Origin of the sequence: Edwardsiella piscicida (genome assembly GCF_021733145.1) — a bacterium.
Classification (GTDB): domain Bacteria; phylum Pseudomonadota; class Gammaproteobacteria; order Enterobacterales; family Enterobacteriaceae; genus Edwardsiella; species Edwardsiella piscicida.
This window is the reverse complement of the sequence record NZ_CP090968.1, coordinates 833,208-852,617: the sequence shown is the minus strand read 5'-3', so window position 1 is coordinate 852,617 and position 19,410 is coordinate 833,208. Positions and strand designations below refer to the sequence as shown.

The window sequence follows — 19,410 nt, the reverse complement described above, 5'->3', positions numbered from 1 at the left end:
TTATAGTGAATCTCCCACGCCGACGAAACCGTTTGCGTAGCCTTTCTTGTAAAGATCGCGATCGGCTCATTTATTGCCCAATAATGCGGTTAAAGTTGCACGCTGGCGTTTTGTTAAGCAAAATGCGCCTGCCTGATTGGCTTTACCTTTATTCCACTTTTAACACCAGCAACCGCATCCCGCTAGACCGTCATGGGATAACTATTTGAAACGTATAAAATATAATTATTACCTTATCGGTATTGTCTCCGCGCTTTTGGCGCTGGCGCTGTGGCCCAATATTCCGTGGCGCAGCGGTAATGAAAGCCAGCTACAGCAGATCCTCGACCGGGGAGAGCTGCGCGTCAGCACCATCGTCTCGCCGCTCACCTATCAGCGTGAGGGCAATGCGATCTCCGGCCTGGACTATGAGCTGGCCAAACGCTTCGCCGACTATCTGGGCGTGAAGCTGCGCGTCACCGTGCGCCCTACGCTGCCGGGTCTGTTTGACGATCTGGATGGACAGGATGCTGATATGGTCGCCGCCGGACTGCTGTACAACAGCGCGCGGCTGCACCGCTATCGCACCGGGCCGACCTATTACTCCGTCTCCCAACAGCTGGTCTACCGCCAGGGCAAAGTGCGCCCGCGTAACCTGGGCGATCTCAGCGGCGCCCTGATGGTGCAGTCCGGCTCGGCCCATATCACCACCCTGGACCACTACCGCCAGCAAAAGTACCCTGGTCTGCAGTGGCAGAGCAGCGACAGCCTGTCGGCAACCGAGCTGCTTAAGCAGGTCGCCGAGGGCAAGCTGGACTATACGGTAGCGGACTCGATGGCCATCTCCCTGTTTCAGCGGATCCACCCGCAGGTGGCGGTCGCCTTCGATATCAGCGATGAAGAGCCGGTCATGTGGTATCTCAACCGCAGCGAGGATGACAGCCTGTACGCGGCGATGCTGGACTTCTTCAGCCAGAGCGCTGAAGACGGCACCCTGGCGCGCCTAGAGGAGAAATATATCGGCCACGTCGGCAGCTTTGACTACGTCGATACGCGTACGTTCCTCTCCGCGATCGATAGCGTACTGCCGTCGCTGCAGGACTTTTTTACCCAGCATGCGCGCAAAATGGACTGGCGGCTGCTGGCCGCGATCGCTTACCAAGAGTCGCACTGGAACCCCCAGGCCACGTCGCCGACCGGCGTACGTGGGCTGATGATGCTGACACGCGCCACCGCCGAGGGGCTGGGGGTGAAAGATCGTCTCGATCCGGAGGAGAGCATCGCCGGCGGCTCGCTGTACCTCGAACGGCTGATGGAGAGGCTGCCGGAGAGCATTCCGCAGGATGAGCGGATTTGGTTCGCCCTGGCCGCCTACAATATGGGCTATGGGCACATGCTGGATGTCCGCCAGCTGACCCAAAAACAGGGAGCCAATCCCGACAGCTGGGCCGATGTCAAACAGCGCCTGCCGCTGCTGAGCCAAAAGAAATACTACCAGCGGCTGACCTACGGCTACGCGCGGGGACACGAAGCCTACCAGTACGTCGAAAACATTCGCCGCTATACCGTCAGCCTGCGCGGCTACCTGCAGGAGAAAGAGAAGCGAGAGGCGGCAGAGGCGACCCAGCTGGCGCTGCTCGGTCCGCGCTGAGCCGCGCCGGCCTCCGCTATTCTGCGTCGTCGCGCTCGGCGCGGCGCCGGGCATCGCGCTCGGCCCTCTTCTGCGCCCGCCGCTGGCGAAAGAAATCGCTCAGCTGCGCCGCGCACGCGTCGGCCAACACGCCGCCGCACACCTCGATCCGGTGATTCATCCCCGGGTGCCCCAGGACATCCAGCAGCGACCCCGCCGCGCCGGTCTTGAGATCCGGCGCACCGTACACCAGCCGCCGAATGCGGCTGTGCACCATCGCCCCGGCGCACATCACACAGGGCTCCAGCGTCACGTACAGCGTCGCCTCCAGCAGACGATAATTCTGCATGATGGCCCCGCCCTGCTGCAGCGCCATGATCTCGGCATGCGCGGTCGGATCGTGGCGGGTTATCGGCCGGTTCCACCCCTCGCCAATCACCCGATCGTTCAATACCAAAACGGCGCCGACCGGCACCTCGCCCTGCGCTCGGGCCTTTTCCGCCAGCTGCAGGGCATGGCGCATCCAGTCACTGTCATCGCGTTGCGTCACACGTTTCCCCTCTCTATTTCCGGCGCGCATTATACACAGCCCCTGCTCACCCGCCGCGCCTAATTGGCGCTATTGCCCAATTTCTCTGCGCGGGGGCGGACAGCCGCCGCGGCGCAGGCGTATGATACGCCGGCACCTGCCCGCCGTACCGATGGGGCAAAAGGGCACAGCCTAATTATTCTCAGGAGATATCTGGATGTTTGCACAAATTCGGCGCATGAAACAGGGCCTGCTGATGGCAGGCCTGCTGGCGACATCCGCCCCGCTGTGGGCGGCAGAGTACTGGATCGATGTCCGTGTACCGGAGCAATACCAGCAGGAGCACGTCAAGGGCGCTCACAATATTCCGCTCAAAAACCTGGCCCAGCGCATCGGCGCACTGACCCAGGACAAGAATGACACCCTGCACCTGTATTGCAACAGCGGACGCCAGTCAGGCCAGGCGGAAACGCTACTGCAGCAGATGGGCTATCGTCACGCCGTCAATGCGGGCGGGCTGGAGCAGGTCGCCGCGCACCAGCAAATGGTAAAATAGTAACACCCTGCGCGCGGCGGTCCGCCGCAATGCCGCCGCCGCGCCGCCGCATCGTTCGATGTCGACTTTTTATCCGCTCAGTAAAAAAATCGCGTTAAGTCGGCGTAAAATAGCAACGATATCGGCTAATTATGGCAATTTAATACAAAAAAACCTTAATTGTTAGTTTTCTAAACATTTAATTTTCATCATTACGTGCGCGGGATCGCTGTAATAATTCATCGACAGGCTATCTTGGTTGTTAATTTAATAACATCAAAGGAGTTGTCGATGACGACCTCAACGTTTTTCATTCCCAGTGTAAATATGATTGGTCACGGTTGCCTGAACGAGGCGGCGGCGACGATGAAAGAGTACGGCTACCATCAGGCGCTGATCGTCACCGACAGCGTGCTCAGCCGTTTGGGCGTCGTCGGCGACGTGCAGGCGCTGCTGGCCAAGGTGGGCATTCAAAGCGCGGTGTATGACGGCACCCATCCCAATCCGACCACCGATAACGTCGCCGCAGGGCTGACGCTGCTGCGCGAACATGGCTGTGACTGCGTGATTTCGCTGGGCGGCGGCTCGCCCCACGACTGCGCCAAAGGCATCGCGCTGGTGGCGACCAACGGCGGGGATATTCGCGACTATGAGGGGGTCGATCGCTCACAGCACCCGCAGCTGCCGCTGATCGCCATTAACACCACCGCAGGTACCGCCTCGGAAATGACCCGCTTTTGCATCATCACCGACGTGCAGCGTCACATTAAGATGGCCATTGTCGACAAGCATGTCACCCCGATCCTTTCCGTCAACGATCCGCAGCTCATGCGCGGCATGCCTAAGGGGCTGACCGCCGCCACCGGGATGGACGCCCTGACCCACGCCGTCGAGGCCTATGTCTCTACCGCCGCGACCCCGATCACCGACGCCTGCGCGCTGAAGGCCATCACGATGATCAGCACCCATCTGCGCGACGCCGTCCGCAACGGCGACGATATGGCGGCGCGCGAAGCCATGGCCTATGCCCAGTTTCTGGCGGGGATGGCCTTTAACAATGCCTCTCTGGGGTATGTCCATGCGATGGCGCACCAGCTGGGCGGCTTCTACGATCTGCCGCACGGCGTCTGCAATGCGATACTGCTGCCCCACGTTCAGAGCTTCAACGCCCGCGCCTGCGCGGGGCGTCTGAAGGATATCGCGGCGGCGATGGGCGTTGCGGTTCAGGAGATGGACGACGAACAGGGCGCCGAAGCCTGCATCGCCGCAATCCGCGGCCTGGCCCACGATGTGGAGATCCCAGCTGGGCTGCGCGAGCTGAAGGTGCGTGAAGAGGATCTGGACACCCTGGCCAACAACGCCCTGAAGGATGCCTGCGGTCTCACCAACCCGATCCAGGCTAGCCATGCGGAGATCGTGGCGATCTTCCGCGCCGCGCTGTGATCCCCGGCCCCGCCGCCGGCGGGGCCCTCGATTAAGGCAGGCGCCGCAGCGCGCCCTCCTTATCGACCCGATAGCGAAAGCGGCAGTGGCTCAGCACCACGTCATCCTGGCGGCTATCGCTATAGCCGCTGTACAGCTGCAGCGGACGCCCGAGACAGCGCTCTAGCTGCCGCACCTTTTCCCGCCCCAGACAGCGGCGCGTCAGCGTCCAACCGCCGAAACGACGGCGCATCTGGGTGCCGATCAGCGTCACGCCCATCAGAATACCGCTGTCGCGATACACCTGCTCCACCAGCTGCTCAGGCGAGCCGGTCAGCAGCCAGACCCGCGTCATCGGACACGCCAAATAGTCATCCAGACGCGCCCGAACCTGGGGAAAGGGCTGAACCCGGCGGCGAAACTGCGCCACGAACCGCGTCTCCAGCCCCCGCAGGCGCCCTTCCGAGCGACCGGCGGTCATACTCCACAGCAGCAGACTGATCGGACGCCGCGCCGCCCGCCCGCCGAAGAGCAGCCCCAGCCCCACCGGCGGCAGGCACAGCAGCACCAGCGGCCAGTTCAGCGGTAGACGCCGCAGCATAAAGCGCAGAAAGCAGCCAAACAGATCCTGGCGGTGCAGCGTACCGTCCAGGTCAAAAAAGACCTGTCTGCGCACCGAATTTTCCCGCTGATGTATCACGACCGCCTCCCGTTACCCACGTCGAGTCTGCGTCGCTCGCGCTGACAAATTATGACGATGGCGTCATGATATGGCGTTTATGCCGCAAGCGAGGTTTCACCTCATAGGGCTGACTATGGCAAACTATCCCCTCGCATGCAAAGGGGACATTTATGAGCAGCTTGGTGAGAATAAAACAGCTTTATCATTCGCTGGCACAAAACGAGCGTAAGCTGGCCGATTTTATCCTCTCCTCGCCGGAGCAGCTGGGCAAGCTGAGCTCTCAAGAGCTGGCCAATACGCTCGGAATCAGCCAGTCCAGCGTAGTTAAGTTCGCCCAAAAGCTGGGTTTCCGCGGCTTTCCCGCGCTAAAGCAGGATATCTCGGCCCATCTGCTGCGTCATCAGGCGCCGGCTAACGAGGCCGCGCTCCAACACGGTATTCTACGCCACGATCCGCTCAAGGTGGTCGGCGAAAAGCTGATGGCAGAAAAGATCGCGGCGCTGCAGTCCACCCTGACCATCAACCATGAGGAGCAGCTGCAGCAGGCGCTGCGCATGCTGCTCAGCGCGCGGCGCATCGTCATTACCGGCCTCGGCGCCTCTGGTCTGGTGGCCAAGGACTTCGCCAATAAGCTGATGCAGATTGGCCTAGCGGCCTACGCCGAATCGGATGCCCATGTACAGATAGTCTGTGCCCAGGCCATGCAGCCGCAGGATCTCCTGATGGCCATCTCTTACAGCGGCGAACGAAAAGAGGTCAACATGGCCGCCGCAACGGCCCGGCGCCGCAGCGCTCAGGTGCTGGCCCTGACCGGCTTCTCCCCCAATCCCCTGCAGGAGCTGGCGTCGCTGACGCTGTACACCGTTATCGATGCCCACGCCGATCAGACGACCGCCATCTCCTCGCGCATTGCGCAAAGCGCCCTGACGGATCTGCTGTATATGGGGATCGTCCAGCAGAACGCGGAGCACGCCTGCCAGCATATCCGCAACAGCTGCGCGCTGGTCAAAACGCTGGAGTAAGCGGCGCAGAAAGGTTTTTCAATGTGCGGGGGAGTGTGCAAAAATACGCGGCATACGCGATCGCGCAGAGGAAGTTAATCACGCTATCTGCATGATATTTAAATTATATTTTTTAAGTGACTAGAATGGCGTTACTGATTACCAAGAAGTGCATCAACTGCGACATGTGCGAACCGGAGTGCCCCAATCAGGCGATCTCGATGGGGGAGCAAATTTACCAGATCGATCCGGCGCGCTGCACCGAATGCGTCGGTCACTACGACGAGCCGACCTGTATGAAGGTCTGCCCGATCGATAACACCATCATCCGCGATCCGGCGCACGCCGAAAGCGAAGAGCAGCTGTGGGACAAGTTTGTGCGACTGTACCACAGCGACGTCCTGTAAGCGGGCCGCCGCCCGCGTTGCTCAGCGGCAGCGGCCGCGGGCGTCGAAGCGGGCTTCGCCGTCCGGCACCAGCGTTTTCTCCACCTGCCCCTCTTCCATGGAGGGCAGCACCGCAAAGTGCCCCTTCATCTCCACGTAAACCGCCTGCCCCGGCGCCGGGCGGGCGTTAATATAGGCCTGCTCGAGCTCGATCGTGTTGCTCACCGGATATACGTTGTCCGTCGCGCAGTCGTGGAACGTGGCGGCATCCGCCATATAGCGGTACATCCCTTTCACGTTCATCGCCGTCACCGGCAGCGGCGAGGTGGCTGCCCTCAGCGTGTAGTTGAACGGCGAGTCTATCTCATTACCGCTGGCGTCCAGCAGGCGCATGTCATTCCCGACCGGGCGGAAGTAGCGCTTCTCGCCGTCGCTGCCGATCAGCACCAGGCGATCGGCGGTGCGCTGCCAGCGCCCGTATTCGGCGAAGCTCTGATCGCCATCGCGGCTGGCGCGGTAGATCGACTTCAGTACAAAGCTGCCGTCCTTGTCCAAGAACAGCGACATCTCCATGCCGCCGCAGTCGGCACACGGCAGCGTGCCTTGAAAACTCTGCGCCATCGGCACCAGAGGCTGTTCAGCGTACTGCGTACGCGCATGACACCCAAACAGGGTGATCACCCCCGCCGCCAACAACAGCGAAATAGCCAGTTTTTTCACAGTTTCTCTCCTACTGTGCAAACGAATGCAATATCAAACGGGCGACCTGCATGTCCCCCGGCGCCGACGACGCGGCGGCAGCGCGAAAAAAGCGTCACGATCTAGCCCGGCGTGACCTTGCCGCGCAGCGACTTCAGCGATCCGCGCCGCGTTTTATCGTCGGTGCGCCGACGACGCGCGCTGCGGCTGGGCGCCGTGGCCCGGCGCGGCTTCGCCACCTCTGTGGCTTGGCGGATCAGCGCCGCCAGGCGGGCCAGCGCATCGTCTCGGTTCTGCGCCTGGGTACGGAACGACTGGGACTTGATCACCACCACGCCGTCGTCCGTAATCAAATGGTGCTGCATGGCCAGCAGCCGCTGCTGGTAAACCGGCGGCAGGCTGGAGGCGCGAATATCAAAGCGCAGGTGAATGGCGCTGGACACTTTATTGACATTCTGCCCGCCGTTTCCCTGCGCGCGAATGGCGCTCAGCGAAATCTCCCGTTCGGGGATCGTTAGGCGGGCGTTGATATACAGCATCTCAGACGCTACCCTGCTGCCAGACATCCAGCGCGATCTCGACGCTGTGCGCGGGATCGGAAACCCACAGCTGCCCCTCTTGGCGCGTCACCTGCAAATCCATAGTTCTGGTCGCCAGCGCCGCCAGTTGGCTCAGGGCCTCGTCATCGATAAAATAGATGCTCAGCGGGCGCAGCGTCGCCAGGCGCGCCTGATTCTGCTGCCACCAGACCCGCGCGGCCCGCTCACTATAGGCGTACAGCACCACCTGGCGCGAGAGCGAGCAGGCTTTTTTAAGACGTTTCTCATCCGGCAGGCCCAGTTCAATCCACAGATCCACGCCGTTGTAGTCGTTGCGCAGCCACAGCTCTGGCTCGTCGTCTGCGCAGAGTCCCTTGGTAAACGTCAGCCGCTCATCCGCATGACAGCACCAGGCCAGCAGGCGCAGCATCATGCGCTGCTCCGTCTCGGAGGGGTGCTGCGCCAGCGTCAGCGCGGCATCCTGATAGTGGTGCCGATCCATGTCGGCAATATTGACGTTGGCCTTATAAATGGTTGCCTTCAGTGCCATGCGTTTCCCCATTTCGAATCTTTACGCCATTTTACCCGTTTTTACCGCCCGGCACGAATCCATGCCGGGGGAAAAGCGCACTTTTTATCGTCGGGCGCCGTTGTGCCCCGCTGCCGCCGGCGCAACCCTGTGATATAGTCAAAATGGAGATTTATCCGCAGGTAAGCGCACCTCACCCGCAGGATAACGCCAGCGGGTTACGCTCTATAGGAGAAGACGTTGCAACAATACTCTGCGTTGGTTCGGCGTAGATATGCCGAGATCGCCAGCGGCGACCTTGGCTATATCCCCGATGCAATAGGGTGTGCCTTAAAGGCACTGGATGCGGTTGCGGCCGATGAACAGCTGCCACCGGCCGTTAGGGAACAGGCGGCCTATGCCGCCGCGAACTTATTGGTGAGTGATTATGTCGACGACTGAAGAGTATCAACCCATCAACTGCGATGATTACGACAGCCTGGAGCTCGCCTGCCAGCACCATTTGGTTCTACAGATCGTTCTGCGCGACGGTGAAACGCTCGAGGGACAGGCCAGCGATCTGATCTCCCGTAAGCACGTGGAGTATCTGCTGGTCACCAGCCAGGGCCAGCACCGCGAACTGCGTCTGGATCACATTGCCCGCTTTAGCCACCCGACGCTGGGCACCATCACCATCAGCATGCCGTAGCGGCGTGCGCTCTCCCATTCGGTCGGGGCCCCACGGCGCCCCGACTCTCCATTACGATTACGGCGCCGCCGGCGGCGTCAGGCTGGCATAGTACGCTGCCAGATCCTTCATATCCTGTTCGCTGAGACGCGCGACGTAGGCCGACATGATCCCCGCCTGCCCACCGTGGCGCGTCCCCGCCTTATATCCCTGCATCGCCTCGACCAGGCGCTGCGCACTCAGCCCAGCCAGCGGCGGATAGATCGGCGCCAGCCCCTGCCCCTGAACCCCGTGGCAGGAGGCGCAGGATGCCGACTTCTGCCGTCCAGCGGCAGCATCGCCGCCCGCCTGCGCCGCCAAGGGCAACGCCAGCGCGAGCGCCAGTATCCCCATCACACCCCGTTTCATCGCCATCCTCCTGAGAAATCCGTTGTCGACCGCTACATCCAGTCCTTAGACCAGTGAATATTCCACGCCGTCGCGCCGGCCGTCGCCTGTCCCTCTTGGGTAACAAACACGCCCAGCGCGGCGATCAGGCGCTCACCATAATACAGCATCGGGGTGCGTTCACGCTCCCAGGGAGGAATATGCAGCTCCTGCCAGATTTTTTTTATCGCCCGAGAGTGGCGTCGACCCACGATGCGCAGCACACCCTGCGCACAAAAACGGATGGTGACGGCTTCGTCGGGCGCCGGTGCCCGTACGCTGACGCCCCGGCTGCCTAGCTGCAGCTCCCCCAGCCCATCGGGCAGCGTCAGCGGCTGGCGCGGATCCCAGCGCAGCACCTCGTCACGCAGCGAGCGCAGCGGCGGCAACAGGTAGAGCCGACGTCGGAAGCGGCGCACCTGACACTTGGCCAGGTGCAGCTGCGGCTCGGCGTCCTCGCGGGCCAGCGCGACCTCATGCCATAGGCGCTGCAGCTGCTCGCGCGTCGGCATCATCACGCCAAAGCAGGCGATCCAGCGCCGCAGCAGCGCATAGCGTTTGGCCTCGGACAGCGGCAGCAAGCCGTCGATGCTCAGGGCATCATCTTCGCTCATCAGCGCCTGCAGCGACTCCATCAGCAGTTCGTCCAGCAGCTGCTCCTGTTCGGCGCACAGGCTGGCGCTGCGCGCCACAGCCTCTGAAAAATGGGGCCAGCGCTCACGCAGCAGCGGCACAATGCGCATACGCAGGAAGTTGCGATCGAAGCGGGCATCGGTATTGCTGTCATCCTCGACCCAGGAGAGATGGTGCGCCTGCGCATAGGCCGTGAGCTGTTCACGGGAGATATCCAGCAGCGGACGCAGCTGTTCGCAGGCGAAAAACGGCATGCTTTGCGCCATCGCCGACAGCCCGGTCGGGCCGCTGCCGCGTTTAAGCGCCAGCAGGAAGGTTTCACACTGATCGTCCAGATGCTGCGCGGTCAGCAGAGTTTCGTGGCTGTCGATCAGTTCGGCAATCCCCCGGTAGCGGGCATCGCGCGCCGCGGCCTCCACGCTGTTGCGCTGGGTATCGACCTGAACGTGCAGTACGTGCAGCGGCACCTGCCACAGATAGCACACCGACTCACAGTGGTCGACCCACTGATCGGCGAAATGGCTCAGCCCATGGTGCACATGCACCACCCGCAGGCGTAAGTGGGGAAGACGGCTGGCGCGCAGCTGTACCAGCGCATGCAGCAGCACCGTGGAGTCCAAACCGCCGCTAAAGGCAACCAACAGATGCTGACGCCCGGCCAGCCTGTCGGCGATGTGCCTCTGGATATCTAGGGTATTCATGGAAGTATTTGCGGCTTTCACCGCCCTGCATCGATAAGTATCAGCACGTTAACCAGCAATTCCGCGAGAAGCAAGCCTCTTGCTCTCCACGCCGCGCCGGGGAGCGTTCCCCGGCGCAAACGCCGTCGGTCTCCGTGCCGTTTGATGCCGCCACGCGGACGGCATCCCCGGCATCCGATTTTACTCTGACACCGCCTGCGGCGCAGCGCTCCGTACCAGCAGCAGGTTAACCAGCCAAATCACGGCCACCAGCGCGACGCATCCCAGCGCCCCCCAGGCGATATCGCTAAAGACGTTGGCGTAGGCCATCACCGAGTGGGTGAGCGCGTCGCCGCCGTGGGCAAAGCTGGATTCGGCGGTCTGATTGGCGATGATCCCGGCCAGATAGTTGGCTACCGATCCGGTCGCCAGCATATAGATCCCGGTGAGGACGCCCGTCACTCCGGGGATCGTCAGGCGCGTGATCTGCGCCATGGCGACCGGATCGATAAACAGTTCTGCGCAGCCCATCACCGCCAGCCCCAGCACGGTCAGCCCCATGGACGCCTGCCCATGCAGCGCCGCCCAGCGGGCGTTGAAGGTCAAAATGCCGAAGCCGACGCTGATCAGCGCCAGCCCTAGGGCGAACTTGCCCCAGATGCGCAAAATACGGTTACCGCCGCTGCGCTCGCTGACCAACCAGGCCAAAACCACCCCGCAGGCCATCACGGCAAAGCCGTTCACGGACTGGAACAGCGCCGTCGGCACGGTGAAGGAGAGCAGATGACGATTCACAAAGCGGTCGATAAACAGGCTGATCGAGCTGCCGCCCTGCTGGGCAAAGGCCCAGAACAGCGTACCCAGCGCCATCAGGATCACTATCTGAATTAGCCCACGACGCTGTTCGGGCGTGGCCCGACGAAAAATTTTGCCCAGGATGATCATCGCCGCCGCGCAGACCAGCGCCAGCGCATAGCTGGACCAGTCGCGCCAAAACAGGACGGCGACCAGCAGCGGGGAGAGCAGCAGTCCCAGCAGCAGCCAGCTCCAGTTGGGCAACACGGCCCTGCGCGCCTGCAGCGCCTGACGATTCACCCCGCTCGTATGGCGGAAGTGACGATGTCCGCACATAAAAATCACCAGACCGGCAAACATGCCGATCCCCGCCAGCGCAAAGCCGACGTGCCAACCGTACTGTTCGGCGGCCAGACCACAGGCAATCGGCGCTATGATCGAGCCAATATTTCCCGCCGCATACAGTAAGGAGAAGCCCCCGTCACGGCGCGGATCCTCTGCAGAGTAGAGTTCGCCGAGCAGGCAGCTGATATTCGATTTGAACAGGCCATAGCCGCACACAATGATGGCTAGGGCAAGATAGAGAGAGAACGGAGAGACGGCGCTGAGTCCCAGAACGACGTGTCCCAGCGTCATCAGCGCGGCGCCGGTGACCACCGCCACACGGTTGCCCAGCAGCTTATCGGCCAGGATACCGCCCAGAATAGGCGTGACATAAACCAGCGATGCATAGGCGCTATACAGGCTAAATGCGTGGGTATCGTTATACCCGAGCTGGTGGGTGAGATAGAGGATCAGTAACGCACGCATGCCGTAAAAGCTGAAATATTCCCAGATTTGTAGCGCTACGACATAGTAGATTGCGCGCGGTTGTGAGGGTGTTTTCATAGATTCTCCCTGACGCGGGGGATAGAACGGAGGGTAAAAATAAAGGGCGCCCCCTGACGGGACGCCCTCGGTCATCAATTACTTCTGTTCAGTTTTGAGCACTTTCACAGTGTAACGACCGTCAGCCTGGCGATAGGCACCGTGGATGTCGGTTTCGAAGCCCGGGTAGTGAGCACCGATTTCGCACAGCATCTGCAGGAACTCCAGAACCGGACGGCTTTCTTCGGTCAGCATTTCACCCGGCATTACCAGCGGAACTCCCGGCGGGTACGGCAGGATCATGTTGGCGTTAACTTTGCCGATCATATCCTCGAGGTAAACCTCTTCGGTCTGACCACGCAGTTCCATCTGGAATGCGTTGTGCGGGTTCATCACCATGGTCGGCAGAACTTCGAAGGCACGGTACATCAGATCCGGCAGGTTGTGATGCTGGATCAGCGCGTGGATGCCCTGGGCCAGTTCCTGAATACGCATGTTTTCATAGAACTCCGGATCTTCACGGTACAGTGAAGGCAGCATGTTCTTAACGCGCAGGTTCAGGTCATAGGCACGTTTGAAGTCGGTCAGACCGCGCAGCAGGCTCATTGCCTTGGTCTTGTCGATACCGATGCTGAACAGGAACAGCAGGTTGTACGGGCCGGTCTTCTCAACGATGATGCCGTGCTCGTCCAGGTATTTAGCCACGATAGAAGCCGGGATACCGGTTTCTGCCATGGTGCCATCTTCCTTCATCCCCGGGGTCAGCAGAGTAACCTTGATCGGGTCCAGGAACATGTGGTCTTCATCGATGTCTTTGAAGCCGTGCCAGGATTCTTTCGGATCCAGGTTCCAGCATTTCGCTTCGTCGATGTGCTCCGGCTGCCATACGTCGAAGAACCAGCCATCAGATTCGCTACGCAGACGTTTGATCTCTTTACGGAAGCGAACGGCGCGTTCGATAGAACCGTTGATCAGACGCTTACCAGCGTTACCCTTCATCATCGCCGCGGCGGTTTCGATGGAAGCCACGATACCGTAGTGCGGAGAGGTAGAGGTGTGCATCATGAACGCTTCGTTGAAGGTTTCTTCGTTGATGTCACCTTTAACGTGGATCATGGACGCCTGAGAGAAGGCCGCCAGCAGTTTGTGAGTAGACTGGGTTTCATAGATAACCTTGCCTTCTACACGACCACCGCTCATACCGCACAGACCTTTGTAGATCGGGCTGAAGTTGGTATAAGGAACCCAAGCTGAGTCGAAGTGGATGGATTTAACATCCAGGGTCTTCTTGATGTACTCAGCGTTGTAGAACAGACCGTCGTAGGTGGAGTTGGTCACCACGGCGTGTACCGGCCAGGTCGCGTTCGGGGTGTTCTTCACGCGCTCTTCGATGGTTTCACGAGTGAATTCACTCTTCGGAATGCCACCCAGGATACCGTAGGCGTTACGGGTCGGACGGAAGTAGATCGGCGTAACGTCGCTCATCATCATCAGGTGAGTCAGAGACTTATGGCAGTTACGGTCGATCATGATGGTGCTGCCGGCCGGCGCAGAGTACATACCGACGATCTTGTTGGCAGTAGACGTACCGTTGGTCACCATGTAGCTGCGTTCAGCGTTGAAAGTACGTGCGATGTACTCTTCAGCTTCTTTATGCGGGCCGGAGTGGTCCAGCAGAGAACCCAGCTCGGAGACAGAGATAGAGATGTCAGATTTCATGGCGTTGGCGCCGTAGAAATCATAGAACAGGCTACCTACCGGGCTCTTCTGGAACGCGGTGCCGCCCATGTGGCCCGGAGTACAGAAGGTGTACTTGCCTTCTTTAACGTAGTTGAACAGCGCCTTGGTCAGCGGCGGCAGGATTTCGTCTACGTAAGCGTCGGTGCTCTGACGGATTTTCAGCGCGATGTCTTCGGCTGCACCCAGTGCATATTCGAAGAATTCAACGTTCAGGCGCAGATCGCTCAGGCTAACGTCCAGGGTAGAGTGGGTGTTAGCGAAAGCGTAAACCGGCAGGTGCTCGTTCATCTCGCTGATGTCGCGGCACAGATCCAGGTTATAGGTATCCCAGTCGAAGATAACGCCGCACAGACGTGCGTTGTTGTCGATCAGCTTCAGCAGGTCTTCGCGATCGTTCGGATACACGATCTGGAAATTCTGCGCTTCCAGTGCCTTATGCAGTTCACGAATGGGTTCTTCTTTGAAGTAAACACCCATGTGATTCAGGATGGCAATAATATTCATACTTTAATTCTCCAGGCAAAATGCGGGCCTCTCTCTGCCGTTCGGCAGAACTGTGTCGCAGTAGAGAGAGGCTGGATAAAGTCGTTAAATTACTTGCTGTGTGTAATCGTTATGATTACTAAATCGTCTTACTTCTGTACTTATTTACTTATGCCGCGGCGTTACTGTTGTTCTCAGTATTTTGTGCCTTGCGGGTATTCATCTTACGTGCATAGAACATCAGGATGATCAGGCTGACGATGAAGGTACCGGACAGCTCCATGTTGCCTGCGCCCATCAGTGCGATGAAGCAGAAGCAGCAGCCCAGCACAGCGGCAACCAGACTGACGACGTTCTTAACGTTGGCGCCTTCGAAGCGAATCAGGTCAACGCAAGAGTAGAAGTACGGCAGCATGGTCAGCAGTACGGCGATACCGGTCAGCATACCGAACAAGTCAGAGGCTTTACCGCCGCTGGCGTTCAGGATGGTGATCAGCACCATCAGTACGGTCATTTTCACGGAAGCCAGCAGCAGGCCTTTCTTCGGAATGCCGTTCTTATCCATCTCACCGTAAACTTTCGGGAAGTTACCGTCGTTGGCGGCACGAACACCGGCCTGGCCAACCAGCATCATCCAAGAACCCAGAGAGGTCAGGCAGGCGAATGCGGTGAAGGCGGAAACAACCGGACCAGCCCAGTGACCGACCATGGCAGAGGCGGAGACAGCGAACGGCGCGCCAGAGGCAGCCATTTCACTGGCCGGGAACATACCAGCGATAACCTGAGTTGCGGCGATATAAACGATACCAGCCAGGCAGGTACCCATCATGGTTGCCAGCGGAACGGTACGCTGCGGGTTTTTCACCATACCGGTGCTCACGGCAGCGGATTCAACACCGACGAACGCCCACAGGCACAGCAGGATACTTTTAACTACCGCGTGAGTATCAGTACCGCCAGAGGTGTTCCAGTTAGCGTGATAAACAGCCGGATCGAACCAGGCCCAGCCGGCGATGGCGGTGCCCACAACCGGGATCAGCACCAGAACCAGACCGATAGTGGTCAGACGGCTCACCCAGGTACCACCCAGCATGTTAACGAAGGTGAAGATCCAGACGATGGCGATACAGGCGATGCCGGCGGCAATCGGGCTGTTCAGCACCGGGAAGAAGGTGGACAGGTAAGAGACGGCGGTAATGCCGATAGCCAGGTTACCGATCCAGTTAGCGTGGTAATAAAGAACACCGGTCTGGAAACCAAAAGCAGGACCAACCTCACCGGCATAGGCGATAGGGCCACCCTGCTGCGGGTTTTTGGTAGCCAGTCGCGCATAGACATAGGCCAGTGACATGGCGCCAACCAAAGAAATGATCCAGCCGAAAATGGCGATAGAACCTAAACTCGCCAGGTTCGCAGGCAGAAGTGCAATGCCGCTCCCCATCATATTACCGGCGACTACACCGGTACAGGCGATAAGCCCGATTTTTTTGCTCGATGACATGGTCAAGTTGCTCCTGATTAATTTTCAGATAAGTCGAATTTACTCACTGATGTCTGGCGAGTACCCGACTTGATGGCAGGCATAGTAATGACCCCGGAAAGCAAAGTCCTAAAGGTAAAGTTAAATTCTCAGCGTGTCGCAATAAATGACATCTTGATGTTTTTTAGAGGAAGGTAAAAAAACATCAAGACAATTCATATAAAACCTTACAATACAACGTATTGACACAATATTGACATGAAGAAATAGCGCAAAAAACACGCTAAAATACCAACAAAATGCTCAGAGCTTTCATCACACAAATGGAGTCAAAAAAGCAAATCGGCGGGGGATGTTGAGGTTTTATCTGGAAGATCCTGGGGCAAAAAAAAGCCCGCCTTCATCGCGGAAGGCGGGCGTGGTCAATCATTATACAAATCTATTCAGATTTCTCTGCATCATAATTGAGCAGGTAAGGTGCGACGCGCTCAATATTAGTTTGGAACACACCATTTTTAATCCAGTCCAGCGTATTATGACCCGGGCGAAGATTAAAGGCGGTGATATAGGCATCGGCGGCCTGGTTATTCTGCCCCTTTAATTCATATACCTTGCCCAGCAACACATAGTTTATCCAGGACATCTCCAGCTCAATCCCCTTATTGATCGCGGCGAAGGCCTGATCCACCTTCCCCTGCCCCAGATAGTCGACGGTATAAATCTGCTGAATGATCGGTGTCCCCTGCAGCAACGGGTTGTGCTCTACGTCATTAATCTCTTGGCGCAGCGCCGCCAGCTGCGAAGCGTTGAGGGGCTGATAGGAGTTAAGCAGAATATCGACCAGCGCCTTCTCCGCCTTGGCATACACAAAGTCGGGGTCCTGCTTAATAATTTGCGTCAACAGCCGGTTGGCCTGATTGAGTGATTCGCTGTCGCCCTGCAGCAGCAGCTGATGGGCCTGGTAATACTGCTGCAGCATCTGACTGTGCGTCGGCATCAGCGCCTCATAACGCTTCTCCAGCGAGGGGGGCATACTGACCTTGAGCACGGTAAAGATACTATTGATAAAGTCCTTCTGAACGCTGAGCAGGTTATCCGGGGTAATAAAGTAGCGCTTTTCCAGCATCACCGAGTTATCCGCGTTGTCCACCAGGCGAACCGACAGGAAACACTGCTGCGCCCGATAGTGGCGCTGATTGACAAACTCGATGTACAGCGACTTGCCTGAGCTGCTCTGGCCGCCATAGTTATAGTTGGTCTGATCGTGGACCAGGAAGGTGGAGTAGGTATTCAGCCCCTGGGTGAGATCCTCACTCAGCCCGATCACGTAGGAGAGCTGATTGGTCCAGTTACTGCAGCTGTTACCGCCCTGGATACGGATATCGATATCGCGTGGATTAAGCAGCATCGGCTGGGGCGCCACCGGCACCCGGTTACTGAATACCGCCAGCCCGACAAAAGTCACGCACAGCGCCAGCGCTACCAAAAAGGCCACCCAGACCCAGAAGGAGGAGCGCTTGCCGCGCCGCGGCGTCTGCGCGGCGTCCACGGCCGGCGCTGAGGCAGAAGGCATCACCGGCGCACCGCGCGACGGCGCAGGTTGCGCAACGGGGGTCGGCGCAGACGCGGGGGGCGGCGGTGCGGCGCCAGGCTCCGCGACGGCCCCGAGGCTGACACTCACCGACGGCACACTCGCCTCTACCGCCGCGGAGCTAGCCGGCGTCTCTGCCGGTAAAACCGCCGCAACCGGCTGTTCGAGACTCTCCTCTCCACACCAGATAACCGACTCAACCAGCTTATAGCCACGCTTCGGCACGGTCACGATATACTCTGGCGCTTCGGGACGCCCATCCTTCAAGTACTTGCGCAACTCGGAGATGCACTGAGTAACAACATGATTGGTAACGATATTTCGTTTCCATACATTATCAATCAGCTCATCTCTGCTCAACACCGTATCAGGATGATGAGCAAAATAGCTCAACATGTCGATGAGTCTGGGCTCAAGTACCAACACGCGTCCTTCGCGGGTGATTTTATTGTCTGCTGCCAGTACTAACCACTCGCCTACGCGGAAAGTTTGCTCTTGCATAGTGTACTAATTGCCCGGAGAGAAAAGTCTGAAGCGTGCCATACTAGCATAGTGCTTAAAGTAACACCTACACGCCATCTATTAATTTACCACCGAAACTGTTTTCTTCGCTAACTACACCTGATACAACTCCAGCGGTAATCCATCCGGATCGCGAAAAAAGGTAAAGCTGCGTCCGGTATATTCGTCACGACGTATCGGCTCACACGTCACGCCGAAACGGGCGAGATGCGCAACGGCCTCCCCCAGATGCGTGACGCTGAACGCCAGGTGGCGCAAACCGCAGGCCTCCGGTGAAGATACCCGCGGCGGCGGCGTCGGAAAGGAAAACAGTTCCAGTGTATAAACGCCGTTCAGCGCCAGATCGCCCTTCCATGAGTCGCGCTCAGCGCGATAATGCTCGTGCACCAAGGAAAAGCCGAGGATATCACAATAAAACGCCTTGCTGCGTGCATAGTCTGACGCAATCAAGGCGATATGATGAAGACGATTGAGCTGCACTATATCTCCCGAGGTCCCATAAGGTGTTGCGGATTATGCCGTGTAGGCTACAAAAGCGTTAGCGCCTGACGAGGGAAAACATACAGAAAATAAAGGCATCAAGCCCGTTTCCGGGCTTGATGTAAAGGGATACCACGGTATGGGGATCAGCAGTAACCGTAGTTCATCAGACGCTGATAGCGACGATCGAGCAGCTCTTCTTTTTCCAGGGTATCCAGATCCGCCAGATCGGTCAGCAGCTGCGCCTTCAGGCTCGCCGCCATCGTCTGCGGATCGCGATGAGCGCCGCCCAGCGGCTCCGGAATCACCGAGTCGATCAGCTTCAGCTCCTGCAAGCGCGGCGCGGTGATACCCATCGCTTCCGCGGCCAGCGGTGCCTTGTCGGCGCTCTTCCACAGGATGGATGCGCATCCCTCCGGTGAGATCACGGAGTAGGTGCTGTACTGCAGCATGTTGACTTTATCACCAACGCCGATAGCCAGCGCGCCGCCGGAGCCGCCTTCGCCGATAACCGTACAGATGACCGGCACCTTCAGCCCAGACATCTCGCGCAGGTTACGTGCGATAGCCTCAGACTGGCCACGCTCTTCCGCGCCCACGCCCGGATAGGCGCCCGGCGTATCGATAAAGGTGACGATCGGCAGGTTAAAGCGCTCCGCCAGCTCCATCAGGCGCAGCGCCTTGCGGTAGCCCTCCGGCGCCGGCATGCCGAAGTTACGGCGGATCTTCTCTTTGGTCTCGCGTCCTTTCTGATGGCCAATCACCATCACAGGACGGCCGTCCAGACGAGCCGTACCACCGACAATGGCCTTGTCGTCGGCGTAGGCGCGATCGCCGGCCAGCTCATCGAAGTCGGTGAAAATATGCTGAATATAATCCAGGGTATAGGGGCGACGCGGATGACGCGCCAGCTGGGCAATCTGCCAGGCTCCCAGATCGGCAAAAATCTTACGGGTCAGCTCAACGCTCTTCTCACGCAGGCGCTGGACCTCCTCGTCGATATTAATATCCAATTTTTCGTCTTGACGGCTGAGAGCGTTCAGCGAATCGATCTTCGCTTCAAGTTCGGCAATCGGCTGTTCAAAATCCAGAAAATTCAGACTCATAGTATTCCT

General features: G+C 58.9%; 20 protein-coding genes. 7 read left to right on the top strand and 13 right to left on the bottom strand.

The window, feature by feature from the left end; all coding sequences use genetic code 11:
• Positions 1-205 precede the first annotated feature (205 nt).
• Positions 206-1,630: a membrane-bound lytic murein transglycosylase MltF gene (gene mltF / locus L1P05_RS03825; protein ID WP_012847641.1), complete on the top strand. Its 1,425-nt coding sequence runs from the start codon at positions 206-208 to the stop codon at positions 1,628-1,630.
• 16 nt (positions 1,631-1,646) lie between these two features.
• On the opposite strand, the gene tadA is transcribed toward mltF, so the two are convergent.
• On the bottom strand, positions 1,647-2,159 hold the full coding sequence (tadA, locus tag L1P05_RS03820) for a tRNA adenosine(34) deaminase TadA (protein WP_015683243.1): 513 nt from the start codon (positions 2,157-2,159) through the stop codon (positions 1,647-1,649).
• A gap of 196 nt (positions 2,160-2,355) precedes the next feature.
• Between tadA and pspE the strand changes: the two genes are divergently transcribed.
• Together pspE and yiaY are read left to right on the top strand one after the other, a co-directional pair.
• The gene (gene pspE / locus L1P05_RS03815; protein ID WP_012847639.1) at positions 2,356-2,694 is read left to right on the top strand and encodes a thiosulfate sulfurtransferase PspE; all 339 of its coding nucleotides are present in this window, start codon (positions 2,356-2,358) and stop codon (positions 2,692-2,694) included.
• 270 nt (positions 2,695-2,964) lie between these two features.
• Positions 2,965-4,116, top strand: a complete 1,152-nt coding sequence (gene yiaY, locus L1P05_RS03810) for an L-threonine dehydrogenase (protein ID WP_012847638.1) — start codon at positions 2,965-2,967, stop codon at positions 4,114-4,116.
• A gap of 31 nt (positions 4,117-4,147) precedes the next feature.
• Here the strand turns inward: yiaY and yfhb are convergent, their stop codons facing one another.
• Entirely contained in the window at positions 4,148-4,771 is a 624-nt protein-coding gene (gene yfhb / locus L1P05_RS03805; protein WP_012847637.1) for a phosphatidylglycerophosphatase C, read from the bottom strand.
• Positions 4,772-4,947: 176 nt separating this feature from the next.
• Here yfhb and L1P05_RS03800 point away from each other — a divergent pair, with 176 nt between their 5' ends.
• Together L1P05_RS03800 and L1P05_RS03795 are read left to right on the top strand one after the other, a co-directional pair.
• Positions 4,948-5,799: a MurR/RpiR family transcriptional regulator gene (locus L1P05_RS03800; protein WP_015461014.1), complete on the top strand. Its 852-nt coding sequence runs from the start codon at positions 4,948-4,950 to the stop codon at positions 5,797-5,799.
• A 125-nt stretch (positions 5,800-5,924) separates the two neighbouring features.
• Positions 5,925-6,185 (top strand): YfhL family 4Fe-4S dicluster ferredoxin, encoded by a 261-nt coding sequence (locus tag L1P05_RS03795; protein WP_012847635.1) that lies wholly within the window; start codon positions 5,925-5,927, stop codon positions 6,183-6,185.
• 21 nt (positions 6,186-6,206) lie between these two features.
• Here the strand turns inward: L1P05_RS03795 and nlpE are convergent, their stop codons facing one another.
• The 3 genes from nlpE to L1P05_RS03780 form a co-directional block, all read right to left on the bottom strand.
• Positions 6,207-6,884 (bottom strand): envelope stress response activation lipoprotein NlpE, encoded by a 678-nt coding sequence (nlpE, locus tag L1P05_RS03790; RefSeq protein WP_012847634.1) that lies wholly within the window; start codon positions 6,882-6,884, stop codon positions 6,207-6,209.
• A gap of 101 nt (positions 6,885-6,985) precedes the next feature.
• Positions 6,986-7,402: an alternative ribosome rescue aminoacyl-tRNA hydrolase ArfB gene (gene arfB / locus L1P05_RS03785; RefSeq protein WP_012847633.1), complete on the bottom strand. Its 417-nt coding sequence runs from the start codon at positions 7,400-7,402 to the stop codon at positions 6,986-6,988.
• A 1-nt stretch (position 7,403) separates the two neighbouring features.
• On the bottom strand, positions 7,404-7,952 hold the full coding sequence (locus L1P05_RS03780) for a YaeQ family protein (RefSeq protein WP_012847632.1): 549 nt from the start codon (positions 7,950-7,952) through the stop codon (positions 7,404-7,406).
• Between the two features lie 219 nt (positions 7,953-8,171).
• Between L1P05_RS03780 and L1P05_RS03775 the strand changes: the two genes are divergently transcribed.
• Both L1P05_RS03775 and rof read left to right on the top strand, forming a co-directional pair.
• Positions 8,172-8,372 (top strand): YaeP family protein, encoded by a 201-nt coding sequence (locus L1P05_RS03775; protein ID WP_012847630.1) that lies wholly within the window; start codon positions 8,172-8,174, stop codon positions 8,370-8,372.
• Positions 8,359-8,619 carry a Rho-binding antiterminator gene (rof, locus tag L1P05_RS03770; RefSeq protein ID WP_012847629.1) on the top strand — a complete coding sequence of 87 codons (261 nt, stop codon included), beginning with the start codon at positions 8,359-8,361 and terminating at the stop codon, positions 8,617-8,619. The genes L1P05_RS03775 and rof overlap by 14 nt, the downstream gene beginning before the upstream one ends.
• A 57-nt stretch (positions 8,620-8,676) precedes the next feature.
• Here rof and L1P05_RS03765 read toward each other — a convergent pair whose 3' ends face one another.
• From L1P05_RS03765 to accA, 8 genes are all read right to left on the bottom strand, one after another.
• Complete coding sequence (locus L1P05_RS03765; RefSeq protein WP_012847628.1) at positions 8,677-9,006, bottom strand: c-type cytochrome; 330 nt, start codon at positions 9,004-9,006, stop codon at positions 8,677-8,679.
• A gap of 32 nt (positions 9,007-9,038) precedes the next feature.
• The gene (gene tilS, locus L1P05_RS03760; RefSeq protein ID WP_012847627.1) at positions 9,039-10,358 is read right to left on the bottom strand and encodes a tRNA lysidine(34) synthetase TilS; all 1,320 of its coding nucleotides are present in this window, start codon (positions 10,356-10,358) and stop codon (positions 9,039-9,041) included.
• Positions 10,359-10,538: 180 nt separating this feature from the next.
• Entirely contained in the window at positions 10,539-12,020 is a 1,482-nt protein-coding gene (gene dtpD / locus L1P05_RS03755) for a dipeptide permease DtpD (protein ID WP_012847626.1), read from the bottom strand.
• A gap of 78 nt (positions 12,021-12,098) precedes the next feature.
• Complete coding sequence (locus L1P05_RS03750) at positions 12,099-14,243, bottom strand: lysine decarboxylase CadA (RefSeq protein ID WP_012847625.1); 2,145 nt, start codon at positions 14,241-14,243, stop codon at positions 12,099-12,101.
• A gap of 148 nt (positions 14,244-14,391) precedes the next feature.
• Positions 14,392-15,723 carry a cadaverine/lysine antiporter gene (gene cadB, locus L1P05_RS03745; protein WP_012847624.1) on the bottom strand — a complete coding sequence of 444 codons (1,332 nt, stop codon included), beginning with the start codon at positions 15,721-15,723 and terminating at the stop codon, positions 14,392-14,394.
• A gap of 418 nt (positions 15,724-16,141) precedes the next feature.
• Positions 16,142-17,794 carry a lysine decarboxylation/transport transcriptional activator CadC gene (cadC, locus tag L1P05_RS03740; RefSeq protein WP_012847623.1) on the bottom strand — a complete coding sequence of 551 codons (1,653 nt, stop codon included), beginning with the start codon at positions 17,792-17,794 and terminating at the stop codon, positions 16,142-16,144.
• A gap of 114 nt (positions 17,795-17,908) precedes the next feature.
• Positions 17,909-18,295: a VOC family protein gene (locus L1P05_RS03735; RefSeq protein ID WP_012847622.1), complete on the bottom strand. Its 387-nt coding sequence runs from the start codon at positions 18,293-18,295 to the stop codon at positions 17,909-17,911.
• A 146-nt stretch (positions 18,296-18,441) separates the two neighbouring features.
• Positions 18,442-19,401 carry an acetyl-CoA carboxylase carboxyl transferase subunit alpha gene (gene accA, locus L1P05_RS03730; protein ID WP_012847621.1) on the bottom strand — a complete coding sequence of 320 codons (960 nt, stop codon included), beginning with the start codon at positions 19,399-19,401 and terminating at the stop codon, positions 18,442-18,444.
• Positions 19,402-19,410 lie beyond the last annotated feature (9 nt).

Bases quoted from the DNA above. Each gene is read 5' to 3' on its own strand.
- pspE (WP_012847639.1), top strand. From the start codon at position 2,356: ATGTTTGCACAAATTCGGCGCATGAAACAGGGCCTGCTGATGGCAGGC.
- yiaY (WP_012847638.1), top strand. From the start codon at position 2,965: ATGACGACCTCAACGTTTTTCATTCCCAGTGTAAATATGATTGGTCAC.
- L1P05_RS03800 (WP_015461014.1), top strand. From the start codon at position 4,948: ATGAGCAGCTTGGTGAGAATAAAACAGCTTTATCATTCGCTGGCACAA.
- L1P05_RS03795 (WP_012847635.1), top strand. From the start codon at position 5,925: ATGGCGTTACTGATTACCAAGAAGTGCATCAACTGCGACATGTGCGAA.
- arfB (WP_012847633.1), bottom strand. From the start codon at position 7,402: ATGCTGTATATCAACGCCCGCCTAACGATCCCCGAACGGGAGATTTCG.
- L1P05_RS03780 (WP_012847632.1), bottom strand. From the start codon at position 7,952: ATGGCACTGAAGGCAACCATTTATAAGGCCAACGTCAATATTGCCGAC.
- rof (WP_012847629.1), top strand. From the start codon at position 8,359: ATGTCGACGACTGAAGAGTATCAACCCATCAACTGCGATGATTACGAC.
- L1P05_RS03765 (WP_012847628.1), bottom strand. From the start codon at position 9,006: ATGAAACGGGGTGTGATGGGGATACTGGCGCTCGCGCTGGCGTTGCCC.
- tilS (WP_012847627.1), bottom strand. From the start codon at position 10,358: ATGAATACCCTAGATATCCAGAGGCACATCGCCGACAGGCTGGCCGGG.
- dtpD (WP_012847626.1), bottom strand. From the start codon at position 12,020: ATGAAAACACCCTCACAACCGCGCGCAATCTACTATGTCGTAGCGCTA.
- L1P05_RS03750 (WP_012847625.1), bottom strand. From the start codon at position 14,243: ATGAATATTATTGCCATCCTGAATCACATGGGTGTTTACTTCAAAGAA.
- cadB (WP_012847624.1), bottom strand. From the start codon at position 15,723: ATGTCATCGAGCAAAAAAATCGGGCTTATCGCCTGTACCGGTGTAGTC.
- cadC (WP_012847623.1), bottom strand. From the start codon at position 17,794: ATGCAAGAGCAAACTTTCCGCGTAGGCGAGTGGTTAGTACTGGCAGCA.
- accA (WP_012847621.1), bottom strand. From the start codon at position 19,401: ATGAGTCTGAATTTTCTGGATTTTGAACAGCCGATTGCCGAACTTGAA.